Genomic DNA, 20,086 nt, shown 5'->3' with positions numbered 1-20,086 from the left:
AATCCATAAAAAAGTGTTCTTTGTCTATCCATTAAAAAAACTCCCCTTATAGAATTTTCCTAAATTGTATAATTTTCCATTTTGGGTTTAAATCCTTCTTACCGACCGTTATTTCATTGGAAAAGCCGCCAAAAAATGCAGCTGGATCTTCAAGCATTGCACCCGTTGGATTATTATTGACTATTTCTTTTTTTAAAAAACAAATAAATGATACGAATCAACAGAATTACTCCAATACAATATGGTAACACACGGTTATTCATTCTCCACTGGAAGTTCAACAGTAAATGGTTTTAATTCCTTAGCTGGGACAAAGCTTGAAAGGAACAACGTTGTTTTTTCTCCTTAGGACATGTCCCGAACATCGTATGACAATCCTGGTCAGCCAGGTCTTAAAATACTCCGGATTTTTTATTGAATGGATAGATGTAAAGGCCTGATAGGTTGCTTCTTGGACAACATCCAATGCATCTTCTTCGTTATGTACATAAAGATAGGCAGTTCGGTAGATTCTATCATAATGCTGCTGAACTAATTTTTCAAAGGCGCTCTTATTACCTTTGATTGCTTTTTTAACTAACCGGTGACTTTCATTTTCCATCTTTTTTGACCCCCTTTACTAATTAGTGGAATTTATTATCAAGAAAGGTTTCAAAATTTAAAATTTTTTCAAGAAAAGCATATCATGTACCCTAAATTGTCTATGGCTAGAAGTTTGCCACGGATTTCCCACCTTCTTTTTATCCCACCCATTCTGCCCCATTGTTTTTTTTAAAACTGTACCTTTTTCAAGTGACACTAGTATAATACAATTTAAATTAGCATACTGATTTTGAAGTTTTGTAGAAGTGAGGTAAATTTAAATTGAATCGAAAAATTATTAATTTAGCTGTTGGAAAACCGAAGGAATACAATTGGAATAATAAAAAGGAGTTTTCTGGAATAGGGAAATCGGCTGTAGAATCCTTTAGGGTAGAAAAATCTATCATTGTTGGTGATGATGTTGCAAATCACCAATTTCACGGGGGACCAGACCGTGTAGTATGTTTGTATCCATTCGAGCATTACTCTTATTGGGAAGAGGTATTTCAAAAAAAGCTTATTCTGCCTGCTTTTGGGGAAAATCTTACTGCAGCAGGGATGACAGAAGAACAGGTTTGTATTGGTGACATATATAAAATAGGGAATACTATTCTTCAAATAACACAAGGGAGGGTACCTTGTGTTACGATCTCCAATTATAACGAGGAAAAACAATTTTTAAAGAAAGTAATTGAAACTACTCTAACGGGTTATTTTTTTCGGGTATTGGAAGAGGGAACGATTATGTTCGATTCGGAAATAACTCTTTTGGAAAAACACCCAAAAGAAATATCCATATCTTTTGCCACACAAATTCTTTTTCACCAAAAACAAGATAAAGCATCAATTGAAAAAATATTGACAGTTGATGCCCTTGCAGAGGACTGGAGGAATAGATTTTTAAAATTGTTATGATTTTTCTGTTGTGTTGAAGACTGTGCAAAGCGATAAAACCTAGCCTAAAAAGCTAGGTTTTTTATTTATATCTTATTGTACCGAACTGCTACGTTAGATATAAAAAGATGATACCATTTAGGCATCATCCCTTTAAATATTAAGCTTGCTTCGCCTTTAAACCTTAAAGTTTATTCTTGATTCATTGCACTTTCATCCATATAAGCAACTTCCCATAAATGACCGTCTAAATCCTGAAACCCCCATATATACATAAATCCATGATCTTGAGGCTCACTAAAGGATTTCCCACCAGATGACAATGCCTTATTTACTATCTCATCCACTTGATCCCGACTTTCAGCTGAAAAGCTGAGAATTGCTTCGGCAGAAGTAGTAGTGTCCACAATTTCCTTGTTACTAAATCCCTTGAAACGTTCTTCAATCATAATCATAGCAAAGATGTTGTCACTGATGATCATACAAGATGTGGTCTCATCGGAGAATTGTGGGTTGAACTCAAAACCTAGCTCCTTGAAAAAATTGGTGGACTTATTCACGTCTTTTACTGATAAATTGATAAAGATATTTTTGGATGTGAATGCCATTTTTTATTACCTCCTAGAGAAATTTTTGTACAATAAACCGGCAGGAGCCGGCCTTTTTTATATCAACAATATCAGCTTTTTTGAGCATTCATTGCTTCCCATTCTTCTTTGCTAGGACCATATATGCCAGGAACTTTCAAGTTGGCTTGTCTCATAAGGACAGTCAATTGTCCACGATGATGAGCCTGATGTTGAATTAGCAGACGGAAAACAGCTTGTACTGGCATGTCCATTCCAAATAAATTCACCATTTTGTTCATTTTTTCATCTGAAACCTGTTCAGAAAATGCTTGTGTTAACCTCTGACTTACTATCATGTAGGTCTCACTGATTTCAGCAGCTGATGTCGGTGCCTCTTTTTGAAGATCAGGAATCTCAAATTTTATTCCAACCTGTGAAGGAAAGTAGTAAGCTGCTCCACTAATGTGCCAAGCCAAGCTTCCAATGCTGTATAACCCTGGAGAAACCTCCTGATGCAAAGATTCATCCGTAAGCACATCCAGCACTTTTTGGGTAACAGCTGATTCTTGCTTCCATTCTTTTAAGAAATCATTTACTGATGTAAACATTCCGCTTCCTCCTTAAATTAACATTTCACCAATTTTTTAGCAAAACCTACGAATTCATTGTATCATGCTCAGCTAACCAACACCTCTCTCAAAGGCTAATTATTCCAAGGATATTTTGCTATTCTTGTAAACCTCTCTTCAACAATCTGGCACGATTGTTGAAGATTATTGCAAAGACTATTGAAGAAAAGCACCCGTTCGTAGAACAAGGTACCTTCTTTTCAAATGCGTATTATCCTCGTAATTTACAGTATCCATTTTTATATAATTCCACGCTTGTCCATTTCGACGTTAATCGACAATCCATATAATGTAGTACCTCTAAATAAAGGTGGTGATTCATAATGTACGGTTACGGTGGATCAAGTTTTGTATTAATTGTTGTTCTATTTATTCTATTAATCATTGTTGGTACTTCTTTTATGAAAGGATACTAATCTTTTAAAGAAAAAAACGCCTAATCCGAAGCCATAGAGTTCATCTCACTTTTAAAAGAAGCGTAAATTCTACGCTTCTTTTTTGTCTTTAATGGCATTTATTAATATAGTAATATTTAGTCAGAATAGACCCAAAAAGGTTAATAGGTAAAATCTCTAATTCTAATAAAGTAACCTCCCTTTGTTTAACTAACCTGCCATTTAGGGACAAGAAAAAGAGTCGCAGCTACGACTCTTGGTTAAACTCAAGCACCTGTAAATTGAAAAAGAACTCATTAAATCCACTTAGCAAACCAAGCAACATAATATGCCGCGGGGATAAGTATTAGTTGAGCCACAATTGTACCCAAAAATTTTGAACTAATCATCGTCAAAGAGTAGCTTTTTAAGTAAATATAATTCGTTTGTTTTTTCATAACTCGATCAGCTAATACGGAAGCTTTAGGGTCAATAAACAATGTCAATAAGATAGTTGCTATACCATTTATAATCCCCGATGACATTAATGCAGCCTGTGCATAATCTTTGGGAACGATCATCGATGCATAAATGGAAGATAGTACCCCGATGGTAAATACAGCGGAAATGATGACATTAATCACAAAAAGCCGCTTTGGTATGGTTTTTAACGTAATTCCCTTTAGATATGAAAATCTTGGTAATCTAAAACAAGTTACTATTTTTCTGATGCTTTTTCGATTGAATTGAGTCACAAACAGTGTAATGATTGAACCACGTTGATTTGAAAGTTGTATGATGGCTCTTGAAAAAATATTTATGAACGTTGGAAAAAGCAGTATCCCGCACAACACTCCAATTGAGGTTACTGCGATTAAAATTCTATACTGTTCCTCTATGTAATGTAATTTGTTTAGATTAGGTGCTTCAGCGATAAGTTTTGCAGTAAGAGGTTGCTGTATCATTGTAGAAAACCTTGAAATAATTACTAGGGTACTAAACAAAGATAACGCAGTGGCAATCAATTTTACCCTTGCTCCCGAAATCCTTGTTGAATAAGCTAATGTCTCAATCATTGTGATTATCAATAAAAATAGAGATATTATTATGACCTTACCTGTTATTAACTCCATAAACATCTCCTTAAAAAATTATTATAGATGTATTATACACTAAATCTTTTGTTTCGGAATTATTTCGATGAGAGTAGAGTTATAAGTTGAAGAAGAGAAAATTGGGATCGCCGAAACGTCCCCTCTTGCCAGAGCATACTTTAACTAATTGCCAGAAACAGTTAAAGCGCCCTACCATTTTTTATTTCTTATCATAAATTGTAATGAATGAGTTTAAATAGGAGGAATTGATCTATAAAAAGAATAATTATGAACGAAGAGATTGAATCAAAAGTAGTGAGACTCGTCTCAGAGAGCGGTCAGCAAGTGTTACCCACCGCTCAAGCGCTTAACATGGCGATTGAAATGGGATTAGACCTTGTTCAAATCACTGAATCGGATCCACCCGTTTGTAAGATTTTAGATGGCGGTAAATACAAATTTGAATTGCAGAAAAAAGAAAAGCAGAACAAACAGAATCAGAAAATCATCGTAACAAAAGAAATACGTTTATCCATCACGATTGATGAAAATGACCTACAAACAAAAGTAAATAGCGCCATCACCTTTTTAACAAAAGGATTTCATGTAAAGGTAAGTGTTCGATTTCGTGGAAGAGAAATCACCCATTCAAAAATTGGCGAAGAACTCCTCGCTCATTTTTGCCAAGAAGTTAGCCACCTGGTAAATTCTAAAACAGACGCAATCTTGCAAGGTCGAGTGTTATCGATTTTGTTAAAACCATAATAAAGAACCCTAAAATCGGGAGCTTCAGTAAAAAATAGCGTGAGACTTTCCACGCTATTTTTTCTTTAGCTCTGGTTAAAATAAAGCCCTAACAGTAGCCATACATACGATACCTACTAAAACGGTAACGGATAAACTCTTTGTCCATAAGGCTATCACAAGTGTTGGGATAATAGCAGCAAGTACACCCCAATCAATTGATAGTAAGGATAATTGGTCTTTAACGATAAAGCTATCAACGATAAGTGCAGTAAAAATACAAATAGGGATAAACGAAAGCCATTTAATCACCACTTTTGGCAGATTTACATTTCTTATCACTAAAAAAGGAATGATTCTCGGAACGAAGGTGACAATGGCACACCCTAAAATGATGAATAAAATGGTTAAATTCATACTCATTTGTCTTTTAGCACTCCAATCGTTGCAACTATAATGGTCGATAATAGAATCGCTATATATGAAGGAACAAACATACATAGAACCAACATGGCAACCACAACATAAATAATTAATGATAGATAAAACCTTAACTTACTTTTTTGTATCGTTTGTAATTGTAAAACAAGTAATGCCAAAAACATCGCGGTTAATGAAAAATCTAATCCAAATACTTTTGGATTTGAAATCCATTTGCCAAAAATGGCACCCAGCATACAAGATACGATCCAGCATAAATAAGCTGTAACATTCAACCCATTCATCCACTTAGCATTAACACTTTCCCTTTTAGCCATTTTATTATAGGCAACACCAAACGATTCATCTGTTACAAGAGCACCGATCCCGATATTTTTCATTAAAGAATATTTTGTAAAGTGAGGAGCCAATGTCATACATAATAAAAAATTCCGTAAATTCACAATAAAAGTTGTAAATACAATCACTGAAATCGGACTTCCTGATACTAACAGTGCACAAATAATAAACTGAGCTGCACCTGCATAAACTAATGCAGCTAATAGAGTAATTTCTACAATACTTAGATTAGAGGAAACTCCAACAATCCCCATCGCAATTCCAATACTGATGTAACCTATTAAGGTTGGGATACAATCTTTTACACCCTGGGAAAATGTAGGGAGATTCTCTTCGCTGTTCACTTCGTTTACTAATTCAATCATCGTTCCCCCACTCTTTCGTCTGTTATATTGTTCATACGTATGTTATAATGAATACAATAAAGAGTCAAGGAGATTATGTATGGAGTTTATTCAAGAGGTTATAGCTAGTAATCTTGCCGAAATAAGAAAAAAGCGAGGATTGAGTTTAGATAGTGTAGCGGAACTAACTGGAGTAAGTAAAGCCATGTTAGGTCAAATTGAAAATGGAAAATCAAATCCGACGGTTACCACTCTCTGGAAAATCGCAAATGGATTACACGTATCTTTTTCTGCTTTTTTAAAGGAAAATGAAAAGCCGCAAATTGAAAAAATAAACATGGATCAACTTACTCCAATGATTGATAATGATGGAAATTATCTTGTCTATTCTCTCTTCCCATTTAACCCCGAAAAAAAGTTTGAGATTTTTACTGTGGACCTTAAGCCAGGATTTAGTCATCTATCTGAAAAACATATAGGTGAAGAATATGTACTGATCCAACGGGGAATCCTTACACTCGAAGTTCAAGGCGAGAAGCTTGTATTAAATACGGATGAGTCAATTAAATTTCATGCAAATACTGAACACATTTATATAAACGATTCTGATGAACTGGTTAGATTCTACATCATTATCTTTTATCCCGACTAATCTCTATGACTATTTGATATAAAATATAAATTGAGGAGAATTTACATCAGAATGAATGACAAAAAAATGTTAACCAATCCACTACCTCTCAGACCAATTATTGGTCTTTTTTTATGGCTGTTTTCGCAAAGATTGTTGTTTTTCGAACAGATTTAATAGTAAACTTTTTAACCTAAGGCATGCATTCGGACATGATTGCCATTGGATTCTTCGGCGTTTTCCGAATGAACCCCTCATTCGGACACGATTGCCCTTGGCTTCAAACAAAGCTGTCCGTATGAACCCCTGATTTGGACACGATTGCCCTTAGCTTCAAACAAGCTGTCCGAATGGACCCCTGATTTGGACACGATTGCCCTTAGCTTCAAACAAAGCTGTCCGTATGAACCCCTCATTCAGACACGATTGCCCTTAGCTTCAAACAAAGCTGTCCGTATGAACTCCTGATTCGGACACGTTTGCCCTTAGCTTCAAACAAAGCTGTCCGTATGAACTCCTGATTCGGACACGTTTGCCATTGGCTTCATCGAAGTTGTCCGAATGAACCCCTCATTCGGACACGTTTACCCTTGGTTGCTTCAATGTTGTCCGAAAAGAGCATCAATATTGAACAATTATTATATCAAGAACAACAAAGTTTAAGAAAAGAGCCTTTTTATAATTTTTTGTCTAGAAAAAGACTTAATAGATTGAAGTAATCTTTACTTAATGGTTCCCATTCCGCTAATGATTACATTTACTTTAACGTTTACATCTGCCTTAGAAAAAGTTTCATCCCATTGATTTTGTACTTTTTTCCACTCTGGATACGTATATGCTCTTGCATATAGACCATAGCCAAAAGGGTCAATTTTCGCTTCTTGCGTTTTCTTTATTAAGTGCTCAAAATCTGCTTTCATTTTTGTTTGAATACTCTTTTCGAGTTTGGCTGCATCTTTCCTTACATTGAAAGGAAAAAGCATTTCTGTAATAGAAACACGCATTTTTATATTGGTGTCAAAAATATAGTGGCCGTCATACCTTACCTTTGTTTTTACCTTGATGCTTTGTGTGCCAAAGCTTAACCAATGTTTCTCTTGTCCATTCGGTTTCAACGGGACTGAAAGGGTAAATGGAAAATCTCCTCTTTTTTTGTTCTGCAAGATTCGTAATAATTTGTTTTCGTGTGGATTGATCGTTAGCTTGTATAGGCCGTTTTCATCCAGAAGAGCCGTTCCGGTCAACATGATTTTGCTATTTTTTTTCATCTCGGTAATACTAGCGGTCTTCCCCTTTTCAATCATTTGCTCATGAAATTCTTGAAGGGTTGTTTTTACCGTTACATTTCTTCTGTAGGCGGTATCTACTAAATTTGCTAAATACAGTGGGAGACGAGGCTTGTCCTTCGGCCTAAAAAAAATTAGGTCCGATACAGGCCCGTCTACTGCAACGACTCGTGTGGTTACCGTATTCTTTGGGTCTCGATAGTAGGGATCGATGTACCTTATCCAGTTTTTTTGTTTTAAAAGCTTTTTCCCGATTAAAATTAATTGAGTTTTACTTCCAGATGTCAATGCCATCACCGTGGTATCAAATAGTTCCCTTGAATCTCTAACCGTATAGGCTTTTACAGCGACTTTCTCCTCCTTCATCTGCGCTTCTTTATTAAAGACAGGACTTGTCATGTACACCACTAAATGATTATCCTCATCCAAATCTAAACCAAGGATAAGTGTCAGAGTGACATCCTCCACATTGATTTGGTCCACACATCCGGTCAACATAAAAACCGAGAGCAATAAACAACCTAATATTTTTCTTTTCAAAGGTTTACCCTCCGACGGTACTTTTCATAGATCCAGCTATAAGCCCATAAACAAGGAGGAACAACATAAGCCAATTGCAGCCCGCCTTTAACAATCATCGTTTGCCATTTTTCAGATTCATTCCAGGTAGGCTGAAACCAAAATACCAAGCCAATAATGATTAATAATAAGATGATTACATGTGGGCTATGATCCTGTTTTCCCAGTAATTGACTAGAACAAAATGTTGCAAAGTATACGCAAGGCATCCATGCTGTAGAAACAACAATCAGATAATGGGCCAATAAAATCATGTCAAACCGCTCCAAAAAGCGAAATTCTATTAATTTAAGTAAATTCAGGACGGGTTGATTAAATTCTAATATCCCATCGGGGCTAAAATAGGCAAAACAGACAATCGTCACAAATAAATAGAACAACATAGTTAAGGTGTTTGCAATGGTAATTCCGAGAACAGCATGTTGCTTTTTTTGTAAAAAAGGGTACAAGAAGAATGCCACTTCAAATCCCAAAAAGGAAAAAGCTGTGGTAGGTACTGCTGATATTACTGGTTTCCATCCTTCTTTAAGTAATGGAAGAAAGTGCAGCCAGTTTCCATCCCTAAGCGGTATCAAGAAAAAAAGTGGAATCCACATCACCATGTAAAAAGATAACTCCGAATATCTGCCTAAAATGCGAATCCCGTTGCGGGCAACCAAAAAAGTCGGAATTGAGAATAATAATAATATGATGAAATCGGGGGTTCTAGGCAGAAACCATGCCTTGATATAAAGGCAGCCGTTTACAAGAATAGTCCCACCATAAAAAGCAAAGTACAACATGTAAACAATGACTACTGCTTTCCCAATAATCTTTCCGAATAATCGAATAAGAATCTCGTAAAGGGTATCGTTTGGGTATCTTTCCACCGTTTTAATAATAAAGATACTCGCCATTACAGAAAAAAACCATCCAATGAGTAAAGAAATCCAACCGTCTGTTCCTGCTTTTTCTGCAAGTACACGCGGAAGAGATAGAACGCCCGTTCCCACCTGCGTTCCATTAATTAGGAAAATATACTGCATAAGGGTGATTTCATTATAGGCATATTTTTTCATTTTCTCACCTTTTAGTGCGATTTTTCCCTTGCCGAATCATTCGATTAGCCCCTGTGCCTTTCGGGCGTTTTTTCATTACCCATAAAGGAAAACGCATAAAGGCATCCTTCATATCGGTAATTCTAAAAGGAGCTAAAGGACTTCCGTAAGGAGTGCCCAGCGATTCAAGACTGATTAAATGGCCTACTAAGGTCATCCCTCCGATTACAATCCCAATTACACCAAACAAGGAAGCCGCTAGCATCATCGGAAATCTCAATAGTCTAATGGAAGAACTCATATCATAATTGGGGATGTTATAAGAAGCGATGGCTGTAATGGCTACGACTATGATCATAATGTTGCTTACAATCCCTGCCTGAACCGCCGCTTGACCAATGATAATGCCGCCCACAATTCCAATTGTCTGGCCGATTGGAGTGGGAAGCCTGAGTGCCGCTTCCCTCATTAATTCTAAGGTCACTTCCATAAGAATCGCTTCCATCACAGGTGAGAGTGGAACTTGTATCCTGGACTCTGCAATCGATAACAAGAGCTTCATCGGGATGACCTCAAAATTAAAGGAGATAAACGCAACATACGTCGCGGGCAAAAATAGAGCAATCATTAAGGCAATGAAACGCAATAGTCGGATAAAGGAAGCAACTAACCAACGTGTTCCGTAATCATCTATCCCCTGAAAAAAAGACATAAAATTGGTTGGAGCAATTATTACGCTCGGGGAGCGATCCAAAATAATAGCAAATCTCCCTTGAAGAATATGGGATACAGCTGAATCAGGTCTCTCAGTTAAGATAAATTGTGGAAAGGGTGAAAATGGATTATCTTCAATGAACTCAATCAGTTCACCGGTATTAATGATGGCGTCCACATTAATTTTTTGGATCCGTGTTTCTAGTTCTCTTAGCACCTCTTCAGAAGCTACATCACTTAAATATAAAATGGAAACTTTTGATTTCCCCCTAATACCAACTGTCATCTCTTTCAATCGTAATTCCTGTTGGGGGATATACCTGCGAATTAATGCAATATTTTGACTCCCGGTTTCAACAAATCCTTGATGGGCCCCTTTTAGAGAGATTTCATTCTGAGGATCTTTTATTTCTCTTTGCGGCCAACCTTTTGTAGCTAATTGATAGGCTGAGTTTTGACCACCTAATAATAAGATGCTTTCTCCTCCTAAAATAGCCTCTTCGATTTGACTATATGTATAGGCGATTTCTATTTCTCCCAATGTGATTGGCAGTTCCTGATTTGGGTCGAAAGAGCTTTGCATCAGAGGCTTCAGAACGTGATAATGGATCGCATTTTTATCCGTCAATCCTTTCAAGTATACTAAAGCGGCATCTGTCGAATTCCCTGCAATTTTAAATCGACGAATGACTAAATCAGGTGCTTGAGAAAATAGCTGGAGAAGTTTTTCTGTATTTTGAGTTAAATCCGCAGAAAGGACATCATCTTGCCTATTTTTCAATTCAAGATTTAAATATTTGTTATTTTGTTTGCCCCCAGAAGAGCCCATGCCTTTTAAAAACTTCTTAAAATGAAACATCCTCTCCGTCCCTCTCAGCTTTTGCATTAAGATTATGTTTTTAATATGCATTCTTAAAGGAAAAATATTCTATTCGCTTCCCTATCCATTATTGCTGTGGTTCGGACTATAAAGCGAACTGTTTTTACACTTGACATAAAAAAACTGCTCATAGGAGCAGTTTATTAAAAAAAACAATGTTTTAAAAATATGTCACACTTAGTGTGAGTGTTTCGTTTTCGGACTAAGGCAACTTGAATAATTTGGTGGATATGTGACAACCTACCCAATATTAGGGAAAATATTTGGAGATGTTTTCAAATTAGGACAAAAAAGGTGCAAAATGAGGAGAGTATGTTATTCCTATCGATTTGATTAATATTGCTGTGTTAAAAAATTAATCAACTGGTTGAAAAGAAATTCAGCGGGAGCCCAAGAAGCAATTCGTATAATAAAGAAGAAAAAGTGCTTTGGAAAAGTACAAAATAACCCAAAGCCAAGGGGAAATATAGTAATGGATAAGATTAAAATTAGCGCATCCCAGCTTTTCGTTCTAGTATTTTTATTTGAAATGGGTAGTTCCATCCTCTTTGGTCTAGGAGCAAATGCAAAACAGGATGCATGGATTGCCATTTTATTAGGGTTAGCAGGCGGGTTGATCGTATTCTTTATACACTATCGTCTGTTTCTGTTTTATCCAGAATTAATTCTAACCAGCTATATACAAAAAATTGCCGGAAAATGGCCTGGCCGGATTATAGGTTTATTCTATATCAGCTATTTTATTTATACTGCTTCCGTTGTATTACGAGATTTTGGGGAACTCTTGGTAACGACTGTTTATACAAGTACGCCGTTATTTATCATTAATTCATTGATGATTCTGACCATCCTCTATGGCATACATAAAGGCTTGGAGGTAATCGCAAGAGTAGGACAGATTTATTTTGGCATTATTTATTTAATGGCCATATTTGGATTTCTATTAATTATTTTTTCCGGGTTAATCCATTTTGAATTTCTAAAGCCTATCCTTGAAAATGGATGGAAACCAATATTTAAAGAGTTTCTCCCTGGCACACTTACATTCCCTTTTGGAGAAATAGTTGTTTTCACGATGATATACCCATTTGTGAAGGAACGAAAGAAAATAAAATTTGTTTGCATTGGCGGGATGATTTTAAGCGGGATTAATATTATAATTACCGCGATTATTACCATTTCAACCATAGGGCCAGAAATGTATACCCGCTCAAACTTCCCATTGTTAACAACCGTTTCAAGAATTCAACTGGCCAATTTTATCGAGCGGCTGGATGTTCTTTTTTTGCTCTACCTGATCATTAGCGGTTTCTTTAAAATATCATTGTATTTTTATGCAGCAGTTGCGGGTACAGCAGATCTATTTCAGTTTAAAAAAAAGGAAAAATTGTCGTTTCCAATTGGAATGATTGTGGTATTTGCATCCATAACCACGGCATCGACGTATGCTGAATTTGTCAAGGAGAATTTTAACTTTTATCCATACCTTTTAAATTTGCCTTTACAAATTATCATTCCAAGCATCTTACTGCTTATCGCATTCTTTCGAAATAGGAAGAAAAAACCTGATAAAAATATAAATTGAAAAAACAGCCATTTATATTGCTAATGGCTGTTTTTTAAAGGAAATTATCGCTACTTAATCATTTGCTGGTAATCATTCTTTTATTTTAATCTAGTATATGCTTATCAATTCATCTGTTTACATAATATTTTTATAATAAATTATAGTAGCATCTAATTGTCCGTTTTCCGACCTTGCGTAGTTAGGAATCCTGCCGCCTTGAATAAATCCTAATGAAGAATAAAGTAAATTAGAAGGATCCCCTTCCCTAGTATCGAGAACTAATAGGCTTCTCCCCATCTTTATAGCTGTTTCCTGCGCTTCTTCCATTAATAAACGGCCAATCCCATTCCGCCGATAATTAGGGTGCGTCATTAATTTGGCAATTTCTGCTCTATGTCCGCCATTCTGCTTTTGGCATAGATGCAATTGTACGGTTCCAGCTATTTCATGGTTCATCTTAGCTAAGAATAAGATCACTCCAGGGTTTAGCACATTTCCCCAATACTGATTTGCCTCTGAACGATCCAAGGGGGGTAAAAAGCCAATTGAAGCTCCATCTGCAACGACCTGTATGAGAAGTGTTGAAAGTTCATTTACATGTTCCTCAATGGAGATACAATTTTCTATTTTTATGGTATTTGCTGTTTTTGATCTATTTTCCATATAAACAACCTCCAAATTTCGTAAAATATGATTTTACTTTACTAAAAATACTTATTCTGTAAAAGTCTTATGTAAGAAAATCTTACCATGTATCTTCGTTGCTGTAGATAAATGAATTAACACATTCACCCCAATCTTAGATTGTTTATTCTAATCTATTAAGCGTTTTTTCATAGATAAAAGCACAATTGTAATAAAAAAGGGTACAAACCTAAAGCATGTCTTATCCGTGATACATATAAATACAGTACAACATCACAAGAGGGACAGATGGAAGGGAGGGACAAGCGCTTACTGACGATAGAGGAGGTAAAGAACTCTCAAAACTTAGTAAGCAAGAAAGGAGAAATAATATGCTTCAACCAATGGCTTGGATCACCATTTTAGCCTTTTTGGGTACCCTGGTATTTATTCTATGGAGACCCAAAGGGATGAATGAAGCCATACCTGCTGCAATTGGTGCATTGATTGTATTGCTTAGCGGCAGTGTTTCATTTTCAGACTTAGGTGTCATCGCGGATACCATTAGTGGTGCTGCGATTACCATCATGGCAACCATTGTCATGGCGATTGTCTTAGAAAGTTTTGGATTTTTTAACTGGGTTGCAGATAAATTAGCTGAAATATCCAAGGGGTCAGGCGTACGATTATTTTGGTATGTCAACCTTCTTTGTTTCCTGATGACACTCTTCTTCAATAATGATGGAAGTATTTTAATCACCACACCGATTTTAGTGATGCTATTGAACAACATGGGATTAAAAAACCATCAAAAAATTCCTTATTTACTTTCTGGAGGCTTAATTGCGACAGCTTCTAGTGCACCAATCGGTGTAAGTAATATTGTAAATTTGATTGCACTGAAAATCGTGCATATGACGTTGTGGCTGCATACAGCGATGATGTTTGTACCAGCTACACTTGGTTTACTACTCTTAGTCGGGCTCCTTTTCGTTTATTTTCGCAAAATCTTACCAAAGACCATTCCTACTAGTGTATCGGGTCTAAACAATCCTTCTGATTATGCAAAGAAACTGGGACCTAAATTTGATTCGGAGAAGAAACGGACAAGATTTATGCTATATGTCCTTCTATTCGTATTTGCTGTACGTGTCAGCCTCTTTGTTGCATCCTTTTTCGCCATTCCTGTTTCCCTTGTAGCTGTACTTGGATCGCTTGTTCTCCTAGGTTGGCGCTGGGCCTATCTAAAGGTTTCACCTGGCGATATGCTGAAAAAAACGCCGTGGTATATCCTCATTTTCGCTTTTTGTATGTATACTATCATTTACGGTCTAAATAACATTGGTTTAACCGACTGGTTGATTGGATTCATGCGTCCACTAGTTTCTGGAAGCCTGCTCCATGCAAGTGTCTTAATGGGGACACTTTTAACGGTACTGTCGAACCTATTTAATAACCACCCGGCACTAATGGTGGGGACCCTTACCTTAACTCATATGAACCTGGATTTACTATCCTTAAAAATTGCTTATTTAGCAAACATTGTTGGAAGTGATATGGGCTCGTTACTACTTCCAATGGGGACGCTCGCTACGCTCATGTGGATGCATATTTTAAGGCGTGGAAAAGTAATGATTACTTGGTGGCAATATATGAAAGTTACATTTGTCGTGATTCCACCAACTGTATTGTTCACATTAGTGATTTTATATTATTGGGTTTCTTATTTTTTTGGAGGTGTCCTTCAAAGATAAACCAATTTGAAAGGGAGAATATAGGTGAATTAACATGCTTTTAGATTTCATTGAAAAAAATATTGAGGTGGAGATAACAGGAGGAATTTTTCACAGAGGAATCTTAATTGATTCCGGCTTAGACATCCTTGTTTTGTATCATGAATGTACCCACACCTTTCTCTATATTCCATTCGTTCAAATACAAAGAGTGAAAGAAATCAATTTTATCGAAGAAGATCTCTGTTGCGAACCTCCATACGAAAAACCCATTGATACAGAGGTAATTTCCTATCGCCAAATATTAAATAACGCTAAAGGATTATTCGTTAAGGCATATGTTTCAGGTGAAAAAACCATTAATGGCTATATAACCAGCATCATGAACGATTATGTTGTTTTTCACTCACCAGCCTATAAAACGATGTTCATATCGATGAACCATTTAAAATGGCTCATTCCTTATCCACCTGGTACAACTCCTTATAAGCTGGACAAACAAAACCAACTCCTTAAACCAGTATCAAACCAATTTGCTAGAAGTTTTGATGTCCAGTTGAAAAAGTTAGAAAATCGATTGGTTATTCTGGATTATGGTGACCACCCCGAAAAAATAGGCTTACTCGTAAAGGTACAAGATAACAAAGCAACCTTGGTAACAGATGAAGGTGAAACAGTGGTCTGGAATTTAGAGCATATCAAAACCATTCAGGTATCTTATTAATTAGGACTTAGGATACGGGGACAATCTCCTTCATTTAAATCTTAATATATTGGAAGGTGTTTAATGGGAAATATCAAAGTTACATCAAAAGAAAAATCCACCCATTGTTTAGCGACGAGGATGGATTAATCATACACTTCTAGACTTATTTTTTAGACCGTGTGAACCAAACACGGTCTATTTTTGGTGTATCACCTATTATTAGAATATGTAATTGGGGTATTTTTTGTTCTATATGTTTAGGATTAATGTAAAGACACAATTATTATTCATAACCCCAAAATCCTCCAATTATTCAAGGTGAGTCAACTGAGGCACTAGCCCTTATATATTGAAGATTTCAAATATTTGAGGTGCCTACATTTCGCTTGTGTCTACTAATAGAGTTCTACCATAAGGTAACTCCTTAAGGAATTAATAAGATCTTACCCGTACTTTTCCGGCTTTCTAGATATCGATGCGCTTCTTGTCCATCTTTCAACGCAAATGTTGTAGGTTCTAATACTTTTAATTTTCCTTCTTGTAACCATCTGAATAGCTCGTTTGATCGAGTGATTCGTTCTTCCATAGAAGTGAGAACATTCCAAAGGTCTCCCCCAGTCAGGGTTTTTGATTCATCCATCAGCATACGAGGATCAACTGGAGCAGGATCTCCACCTGACATGCCATAAAATACAACCGTACCCCCAATGCGCGTTACAGCAAAGCTGTCCATGAGTGTAGAACCTACCGACTCATAAACAATATCCACCCCTTTGCCGTTCGTTACCTCCAGTACTTTCTGTTTCCAGTCATCCTTATACAGAGCAACGAAATCCGCACCAGCTTTTTTTATTACTTCTACTTTTTCATGGGAAGATGTTAAACCGATTGCCCTACCTCCAAGAAGCTTTACAATTTGAACCAGTAGCTGCCCGACACCTCCGGCTGCTGCGTGTACTAAGATAACATCGTTATTTTTCACAGCATAACTGTCCCGTGTAAGATAATGTGCAGTTAGCCCTTGAAGTAGTATAGATGCAGCCTGCTCAAATGAAACTAATTCCGGCAGAGGTATTAATTTTTCATATGGAACAGCTACTAGCTCTGCATTGGCAAACGGAACATCTGCAAATGCAATCCGGTCTCCTATGCATATGCCTTGCACCTCTGCTCCTACCTTTTCTACAATTCCTGCACCCTCATAACCTAAAATATATGGAGGCTTTCCAGCAAGATGATAATTTCCTTTCCTCCTATAAATGTCGGCAAAGTTTAGACCAATTGCTTTCATTCTTATAAGTATTTGATCCGGACCGATGATAGGATCCGTTATTTCTCGATATTCCAGGACTTCCGGACCGCCATATGTATTAAAAACGAGTGCTTTCAAAATTTGGTAACCTCTTTTCATTGAACTTTTACAAACCATTTTATTAAATATTAGTCCATTATAAATGCACGTACTACTCCCCCTTAATCTGTTTTAGTTCCCAAATCTGTCTCTTCGAAATATGGGTTTGTTTTATCACTTTATATACGTCAGCTACTCCATTAACACCTTATACCAAGATTTACTTTTAGTATGCTTTGAAACATAACAATGTATTTCATATTAATTTAACATGAAAAGCGAACCAGTACTTCCACTATACCCTTCTCGTTCTTTCGCCTCCCTGTTTGTATAATTATTTTCGTTTCTCCAACACTCCTGAGGTTCTTAAAATATCCGACAAGCCATTATCATTTATATGTTCAAATCCCTCGATTTTTCCTTCTTCTTTTGAAGAGAAGATGACCTCGCCTTCTACATTTGCAGTTTTTTCTTCATTGTCATTTTTCTGATAACCAACTACTGCTATGAAGGTATAACGATTTGAATGATTCTCACTCTGATTAATCGTAATGTGCTTGAGACTTAACTTATATCCATTATCGTGAGCAAAAGTTGCATATTGAGAACCAATTGTAGAAAGGAAAGGATTGAGATAAGAATCTGTCATGTATGGTCCGTATACTTCTGATACATACTTATCTAACTCCGGGTTCTCTTCTTTATTATTCACAACAGTCCTATATTTTGGATTCCACATTAGCTCAATAAACTTCTCATCTGGACCAGTGAAGAGGTGCTCTAGAACTTTTTTTATTGCTGTCTTATGCCGATCCTCCTCTTCTTTTTGAGAGCAAGCAGCTATTAAGAACCCTGACATTATCAAGATTAAACATATAAAAAAGGTTTTTACACTGTCATTATTTTTTGACATAACTCCACCCCTTTTTACTTATTTAACCTAATAGACGGTATAAATGAATATAAGTTTCAAGCATTTTTCTTCCACTATCTCATTATGAATTGTTATTTAAATTAGTGATTTTAAAAACTAAGTTTTATCTAATGAATATTATTCTTTCTGAAATTACCACCCTTCACTTCTGCTACATCATAAACGGTAACAAAAGATTTTGGGTCAATTTCATTAATAATTTCCTTTAGTTTGGTTTCTTCTAACCGATTAATGACACAGGTAATTTCTCTAAATTTTTCGTGAGAAAAGCCACCATAAACCTCGTTAAACGTTGCACTTCGTCCCAAGCGGTCACGTATAGTCTCCACCATTAATCCAGGTTGAGTTGAAATAATTTTAAAGGTTTTAGAGCCGCTCAAGCCTTCTTCTACGATGTGAATCACCTTAGAAGCAATAAAGTAAGCAATTGCCGAAAGAATTGCTCCTTGTAAACCGAATACGGTTGATACGATCATAAACACAAATACGTTTAAGAAAAGAATAAAATCGCTTGTCCCAAACGGTAATTTTCGGGATAGGAGTACGGCAAGCATATCGATTCCATCTAATGCGCCGCCATTACGCAAGGCTAATCCCATTCCAAAACCAAGGATTATACCCCCAACAACGGTGATTAATAATGTATCCCCTTGAATAATAGCCGGCGTATGATGAAATAAAATGGTACCAATCGAAAGCGATACAATTCCGATAATCGAAAAGAACGCAAAAGTTTTTCCGATTTGTTTATAACCTAACCAGATAAATGGGATATTTATGATTGCAATCAGGGCTCCTAATGGTAAATCGAATAGTTCAGAACCAACAATACTTAAACCGGTAACTCCCCCATCTGATACGTTGTTAGGGATTAATACTGTTTCTAGCCCATATGCAGCAATAAATCCCCCAATAATCACTAATAATCCTCGTAAAATCATTCTTAGTTTATTAGTCTTTTGCTTTTGGATTAAACTCATAAAATTCCTCTCTTCCTATTTAGGCATACCATAAAATTGTTGGCATGAATTTTTGCAATCAGCTTGTACCTTAGTTTCACGCTGATGGTGTTATTTCATTCTCGTATGGTTTTGTGTTGGTGTAAAAAGTGATGCCATAACTTAAACCAAATAAAAATGAAAGAGTAATGAAAATGCTTATTAATTATTTCCTAACACTCCCCCCTAATAATTAGCTTCCTATATTACGAAACTTCTACAAAATGGTTTCAACCTTTTTGACCAACAATTAATCCTTATTGGACTAAACTACACTTTAATCCAATAAAAAAAAAGCTGCCAAATTGACAACTTGATCTTCAACCATTGCACCCGTTAATTCTACAATTCATCGATTCTGACACAAGCCATCCCCCGGCTTGAAAGATCTTTCAAGACATCTTTTAATGCATCGATCGTGTTCATTGGTGCATGTGCATCTGCCCCAAAAGTTTCCCCGCAATCATGCAGGAGAATGACATCGCCATGTTTTATCTTCTGTAACAGAATGTTTTTCACCTTTTCACTGCCGCCTCTACTTTTCCAATCTTCCGCCATGACCGACCAGTGAATGATCTTATAGTATTTCATAAGGAAAAAGTCAAATAAGTTCATTAACCCCCATGGCGGACGATAATAGATCGGACGTTCCCCCGTGATTTTTTCAATAATCGAAGAGCTCTTCTCGAGATCCTCTCGAATCTTCCATGGGCTCATGATCCAGTTCGATTTGTGAACGTAATTATGGATTCCGATTAAATGTCCCTCTTCATGCATTCTTTCGATTAACTCCGGGTATTTTTCCGCCTTAGAACCGACAACAAAAAATGTCGCTTTTATATTATTTGCTTTTAACACGTCCAACAGCTGTGGAGTGAAAATCCGATTGGGACCGTCATCAAACGTAAATGCAATTTTTGCAGAAGAATCCTTTCGTTTTAAAACCCCGATCCCTAAACCGGCAGTAAGAAAATAAGGAACCAGCCAGTAGAATACAAGGACCAATAATAAAAGTAAAATCATCATAACCATATCT

The 20,086-nt window shown here is 36.4% G+C and carries 21 protein-coding genes; 7 read left to right on the top strand and 14 right to left on the bottom strand.

The window, feature by feature from the left end:
* Positions 1 to 301: 301 nt before the first annotated feature.
* The gene (locus M028_RS30535; RefSeq protein ID WP_051591123.1) at positions 302 to 601 is read right to left on the bottom strand and encodes a sigma-70 family RNA polymerase sigma factor; all 300 of its coding nucleotides are present in this window, start codon (positions 599 to 601) and stop codon (positions 302 to 304) included.
* Between the two features lie 263 nt (positions 602 to 864).
* On the opposite strand from M028_RS30535, the gene M028_RS0120385 reads away from it, so the two are divergent.
* Positions 865 to 1,497, top strand: coding sequence for an MOSC domain-containing protein (locus tag M028_RS0120385; protein ID WP_026575521.1), 633 nt, complete (start codon positions 865 to 867; stop codon positions 1,495 to 1,497).
* A 170-nt stretch (positions 1,498 to 1,667) separates the two neighbouring features.
* Here M028_RS0120385 and M028_RS0120380 read toward each other — a convergent pair whose 3' ends face one another.
* Both M028_RS0120380 and M028_RS0120375 read right to left on the bottom strand, forming a co-directional pair.
* Positions 1,668 to 2,084: a VOC family protein gene (locus tag M028_RS0120380; protein ID WP_026575520.1), complete on the bottom strand. Its 417-nt coding sequence runs from the start codon at positions 2,082 to 2,084 to the stop codon at positions 1,668 to 1,670.
* Positions 2,085 to 2,155: 71 nt separating this feature from the next.
* A complete protein-coding gene (locus tag M028_RS0120375; protein ID WP_026575519.1) occupies positions 2,156 to 2,653 on the bottom strand; it encodes a DinB family protein in 498 nt (165 codons plus the stop codon).
* A 344-nt stretch (positions 2,654 to 2,997) separates the two neighbouring features.
* On the opposite strand from M028_RS0120375, the gene M028_RS32220 reads away from it, so the two are divergent.
* Positions 2,998 to 3,090 (top strand): YjcZ family sporulation protein, encoded by a 93-nt coding sequence (locus M028_RS32220; protein ID WP_081810797.1) that lies wholly within the window; start codon positions 2,998 to 3,000, stop codon positions 3,088 to 3,090.
* A 275-nt stretch (positions 3,091 to 3,365) separates the two neighbouring features.
* Here the strand turns inward: M028_RS32220 and M028_RS0120365 are convergent, their stop codons facing one another.
* On the bottom strand, positions 3,366 to 4,181 hold the full coding sequence (locus M028_RS0120365; RefSeq protein WP_026575518.1) for a lipid II flippase Amj family protein: 816 nt from the start codon (positions 4,179 to 4,181) through the stop codon (positions 3,366 to 3,368).
* Between the two features lie 249 nt (positions 4,182 to 4,430).
* Here M028_RS0120365 and infC point away from each other — a divergent pair, with 249 nt between their 5' ends.
* Positions 4,431 to 4,907, top strand: a complete 477-nt coding sequence (infC, locus tag M028_RS0120360) for a translation initiation factor IF-3 (protein WP_051591122.1) — start codon at positions 4,431 to 4,433, stop codon at positions 4,905 to 4,907.
* A gap of 75 nt (positions 4,908 to 4,982) precedes the next feature.
* On the opposite strand, the gene M028_RS0120355 is transcribed toward infC, so the two are convergent.
* Positions 4,983 to 5,309, bottom strand: coding sequence for an AzlD domain-containing protein (locus M028_RS0120355; RefSeq protein ID WP_026575516.1), 327 nt, complete (start codon positions 5,307 to 5,309; stop codon positions 4,983 to 4,985).
* Positions 5,306 to 6,031, bottom strand: a complete 726-nt coding sequence (locus M028_RS0120350) for an AzlC family ABC transporter permease (RefSeq protein WP_026575515.1) — start codon at positions 6,029 to 6,031, stop codon at positions 5,306 to 5,308. The genes M028_RS0120355 and M028_RS0120350 overlap by 4 nt, the downstream gene beginning before the upstream one ends.
* Before the next feature lie 79 nt (positions 6,032 to 6,110).
* Here M028_RS0120350 and M028_RS0120345 point away from each other — a divergent pair, with 79 nt between their 5' ends.
* Positions 6,111 to 6,662 carry a helix-turn-helix domain-containing protein gene (locus M028_RS0120345; RefSeq protein WP_026575514.1) on the top strand — a complete coding sequence of 184 codons (552 nt, stop codon included), beginning with the start codon at positions 6,111 to 6,113 and terminating at the stop codon, positions 6,660 to 6,662.
* A 701-nt stretch (positions 6,663 to 7,363) separates the two neighbouring features.
* Here M028_RS0120345 and M028_RS0120340 read toward each other — a convergent pair.
* The 3 genes from M028_RS0120340 to M028_RS0120330 are packed head-to-tail and all read right to left on the bottom strand — an operon-like array spanning position 7,364 to position 11,086.
* Positions 7,364 to 8,467, bottom strand: coding sequence for a Ger(x)C family spore germination protein (locus tag M028_RS0120340; RefSeq protein WP_026575513.1), 1,104 nt, complete (start codon positions 8,465 to 8,467; stop codon positions 7,364 to 7,366).
* Complete coding sequence (locus M028_RS0120335; protein ID WP_026575512.1) at positions 8,464 to 9,564, bottom strand: GerAB/ArcD/ProY family transporter; 1,101 nt, start codon at positions 9,562 to 9,564, stop codon at positions 8,464 to 8,466. Before M028_RS0120335 ends, M028_RS0120340 begins: the two co-directional genes overlap by 4 nt.
* A 4-nt stretch (positions 9,565 to 9,568) precedes the next feature.
* Positions 9,569 to 11,086, bottom strand: coding sequence for a spore germination protein (locus tag M028_RS0120330; RefSeq protein WP_051591184.1), 1,518 nt, complete (start codon positions 11,084 to 11,086; stop codon positions 9,569 to 9,571).
* Positions 11,087 to 11,609: 523 nt separating this feature from the next.
* On the opposite strand from M028_RS0120330, the gene M028_RS0120325 reads away from it, so the two are divergent.
* Positions 11,610 to 12,722, top strand: a complete 1,113-nt coding sequence (locus M028_RS0120325) for a GerAB/ArcD/ProY family transporter (protein ID WP_026575510.1) — start codon at positions 11,610 to 11,612, stop codon at positions 12,720 to 12,722.
* A 117-nt stretch (positions 12,723 to 12,839) separates the two neighbouring features.
* On the opposite strand, the gene M028_RS0120320 is transcribed toward M028_RS0120325, so the two are convergent.
* Entirely contained in the window at positions 12,840 to 13,367 is a 528-nt protein-coding gene (locus M028_RS0120320; protein WP_026575509.1) for a GNAT family N-acetyltransferase, read from the bottom strand.
* Between the two features lie 353 nt (positions 13,368 to 13,720).
* Between M028_RS0120320 and M028_RS0120315 the strand changes: the two genes are divergently transcribed.
* Entirely contained in the window at positions 13,721 to 15,082 is a 1,362-nt protein-coding gene (locus M028_RS0120315; protein WP_026575508.1) for an arsenic transporter, read from the top strand.
* Between the two features lie 34 nt (positions 15,083 to 15,116).
* Positions 15,117 to 15,785, top strand: coding sequence for a hypothetical protein (locus M028_RS0120310; protein ID WP_051591121.1), 669 nt, complete (start codon positions 15,117 to 15,119; stop codon positions 15,783 to 15,785).
* A gap of 406 nt (positions 15,786 to 16,191) precedes the next feature.
* On the opposite strand, the gene M028_RS0120305 is transcribed toward M028_RS0120310, so the two are convergent.
* From M028_RS0120305 to M028_RS0120290, 4 genes are all read right to left on the bottom strand, one after another.
* The gene (locus M028_RS0120305; RefSeq protein ID WP_026575506.1) at positions 16,192 to 17,157 is read right to left on the bottom strand and encodes a quinone oxidoreductase family protein; all 966 of its coding nucleotides are present in this window, start codon (positions 17,155 to 17,157) and stop codon (positions 16,192 to 16,194) included.
* A gap of 295 nt (positions 17,158 to 17,452) precedes the next feature.
* Entirely contained in the window at positions 17,453 to 18,031 is a 579-nt protein-coding gene (locus M028_RS0120300) for a hypothetical protein (RefSeq protein ID WP_026575505.1), read from the bottom strand.
* A gap of 128 nt (positions 18,032 to 18,159) precedes the next feature.
* Positions 18,160 to 19,032 carry a YitT family protein gene (locus M028_RS0120295; RefSeq protein ID WP_026575504.1) on the bottom strand — a complete coding sequence of 291 codons (873 nt, stop codon included), beginning with the start codon at positions 19,030 to 19,032 and terminating at the stop codon, positions 18,160 to 18,162.
* Positions 19,033 to 19,392: 360 nt separating this feature from the next.
* Complete coding sequence (locus M028_RS0120290) at positions 19,393 to 20,082, bottom strand: polysaccharide deacetylase family protein (protein WP_026575503.1); 690 nt, start codon at positions 20,080 to 20,082, stop codon at positions 19,393 to 19,395.
* Positions 20,083 to 20,086: the final 4 nt, after the last annotated feature.

This window comes from Bacillus sp. UNC438CL73TsuS30 (genome assembly GCF_000482325.1).
GTDB lineage: Bacteria > Bacillota > Bacilli > Bacillales > Cytobacillaceae > Neobacillus.
Note: the sequence above shows the minus strand (reverse complement) of the source record. Positions and strands in the feature narration are given on the sequence as shown.